Here is a 2,599-nt window from a genome sequence, read left to right as displayed (position 1 = left end):
TGTGTGTGATCAACTCTTTGTAGGCCGTTTCAGCGTTGGAATCCTGCCAAGTTAGCGGCCGGTTTCCTGCCAAAAGAGCGCTAAGAATCAGGCCAGTCGATTCCCCTCCAAGACCTTGGATTTGGGGAAGACGCAGAGATTGAGATCACCGGTGGCCGAGGCCGTCTTCAGCGAGCTGGAGACATGGGCCCGCCACCCCCCGATAGGTTCCTAACGGCGCAGCAACTGCCAAGCGGTCGCGCCGGAAGGAACCAGGAAGCAGATGACGGTACCCATGTCCGTGCAAGAAAATATCAGAACACTCGACTCCCACGGAATCCCAGGCCGTGAAATCGCCCGCCGATTGGGAGTCAGCCGCGACGCGGTGGTCAAATACGCGGGGCAACGCGACTACTCACCGAAGCCGCCGGCGCCGGTGGCCAGGCCCGCCGGCTCGGCCATGACCGGGTTCGAAGCGACCGTTGAGAAGTGGTTGGGTGAGGACCAGCGCCGGCCGCGCAAGCAACGCCACACAGCCAAACGGGTCTTTGACCGGTTGGTCGCCGAGGAGGCCTTCGGCGGGAGCTACTCGCCGGTGCAACGTTTCGTGAAGAAGTGGAATGCGCTGCACCGTCAGGCCGGTGAGGGCTTCACTGAACTGGTCTGGCCGGCTGGCACCGCGCAGGTCGACTTCGGGCAGGCCGAGGCCATCATCGGCGGTATCCGGCAGGTCCTACACATCTTCGTCGTCACGTTCCCGTTCTCGAACATGCGCTTCGTGCAGGCCTACCGCGGCGAAACAGCCGAGTGCGTCTGCCACGGGCTGCGCACCGTGTTCGACCACATCGGCGCCGCGCCCCGGCACCTGGTCTTTGACAACGCCACCGGCATCGGCCGCCGCGTGGGCACCAAAATTGTTGAGACCAAACTGTTCGGCGCGTTCAAACTGCACTACCGATCGGAGTCCCGGTACTGCAATCCGTACTCCGGCAACGAGAAGGGCAACGTGGAAAACGCGGTCGGGTTCCTCCGCCGCAACCTGATGGTCCCCGAACCCGAAGCCGCCACCCTGCAGGGCCTGAACGACGTGCTGATGGCACGGTGCCTGGCGTTGGCTGAGGCTACGCATTACCGGAAAGGACTGCCCATCAGCGAGCTCTTCGCGCAGGACGTTGCCGCGAGCCTGGCGCTGCCTGGCGTCGGGTTCGACCCGGTGCGTTACGAGTCCCGCACCGCCGACAAGACCGGGAACCTCCTCATCGACGGGAACACCTACGCGGCCGGGCCCGCCTTCCACAGCCGCACTCTCACCGTCGGACTGCGCCACGATGTCGTCGAGATCCTCGACGAGCACGCCACCCCGGTGCGCTCCTTCCCGCGCGCATTCGGCCGGCAAACCGAGACGATCTTCGAACCGGCGTCACTGCTGCCGTTGCTGGTGACCAAGCCTGGCGCTTGGGGGCATTCCCAGCTGCGGCCTCTGGTCCCCGAGCCGGTGCGCGACTGGCTCGACACAGCCACGGCCACCAACCGGCGCCGACTGCTCAACGCCGTCGACGCCGCCTCGGGATCAGCCGGTTTCGACGCCGCCATCCATGCTGCGCACCTGCTCATCCAGCGCGGAGACACCCCCGAGATCGCCGCGTTGGGCATGCTTGCCCGGCGCCTGGCCGACGGCAGCACCCCGGCGGCAGAGAACGTGGACTTGAGCGTTTATGACATCTTCACCACCGACGCCTTCACCACCGTGAACACGCTGACGGGAGAGATCGCATGAGCCTCGTCACCGTGCAGGACATCATCGAGACCGGCCGGCAGGCCTCACTGACCAACACCGTGCTGGCCGAATGGGCCGAGAAAGGCACCCCGAAACAACGCGAGTACCTCCACGGCATGCTCCTCGCCGAGCACGAATCCCGGCAAGCCTCACGCCGCCAACGACTACTCAGCGCCGCCCGGCTACCGGCGCTGAAATCACTCTCGGGTTTCGACTACTCCAGCGTCAAGTTCCCCGAGGACTATGGCCGAGAAGAACTGACATCACTCGAGTTCATCGACCGCGCCGAGGACCTCGTCCTCTACGGCGATGTCGGCACCGGCAAAACCCACCTCGCCAGCGCTCTGATCGCCGCCGCCTGCCAGCAAGGAATCCCGGCACGCTTCTTCACCACCTCATCGCTGGTCATGCAGCTGCGCCGCGCCAAAGACGAAGGCCGCCTCGATCGGGAACTAGCCAACATAGCCAAAAACCGGCTTCTCGCAATCGATGAATTTGGCTACCTACCGATCGATACCGAGGGCGCCCGACTCCTGTTCCAAGTCATCGCGGACGGCTATGAAAAAAGAAGCTTGATCATCACCACAAACCTCGAGTTCTCTCGCTGGGGCACGGTATTCGGCGACGACAACATGGCCGCAGCCGTCATCGACCGCATCGTTCACCACGGCCGACTCCTCCAGTTCCGTGGCGAGTCCTACCGCGTGAAACACGCCCTCATGAAATAGCCCGGGCCGCCCAAAAACCGGCCGTTCAGGCCGCCCTGCTCAACTGGCCGGAAACGGTGCCGAACTGGCCGGTTAATTAGCGCTGAAATGGCCGGCTTCAAGTTGACAAAACACA

The 2,599-nt window shown here is 63.9% G+C and carries 2 protein-coding genes; both read left to right on the top strand.

Translation table 11 applies throughout. The annotated features are described in order from the left end of the window. Positions 1–274: 274 nt before the first annotated feature. On the top strand, positions 275–1,756 hold the full coding sequence (istA, locus tag QMG61_RS17305; protein WP_283495578.1) for an IS21 family transposase: 1,482 nt from the start codon (positions 275–277) through the stop codon (positions 1,754–1,756). Between the two features lie 11 nt (positions 1,757–1,767). Continuing rightward, positions 1,768–2,484, top strand: a complete 717-nt coding sequence (gene istB, locus QMG61_RS17300; protein WP_283495577.1) for an IS21-like element helper ATPase IstB — start codon at positions 1,768–1,770, stop codon at positions 2,482–2,484. Positions 2,485–2,599: the final 115 nt, after the last annotated feature.

Origin of the sequence: Cryobacterium sp. PH31-AA6 (assembly GCF_030063195.1) — a bacterium.
Lineage (GTDB): Bacteria > Actinomycetota > Actinomycetes > Actinomycetales > Microbacteriaceae > Cryobacterium.
The sequence above is the reverse complement of the archived record's forward strand: the minus strand, read 5'-3'. Positions and strand labels throughout refer to the sequence as shown.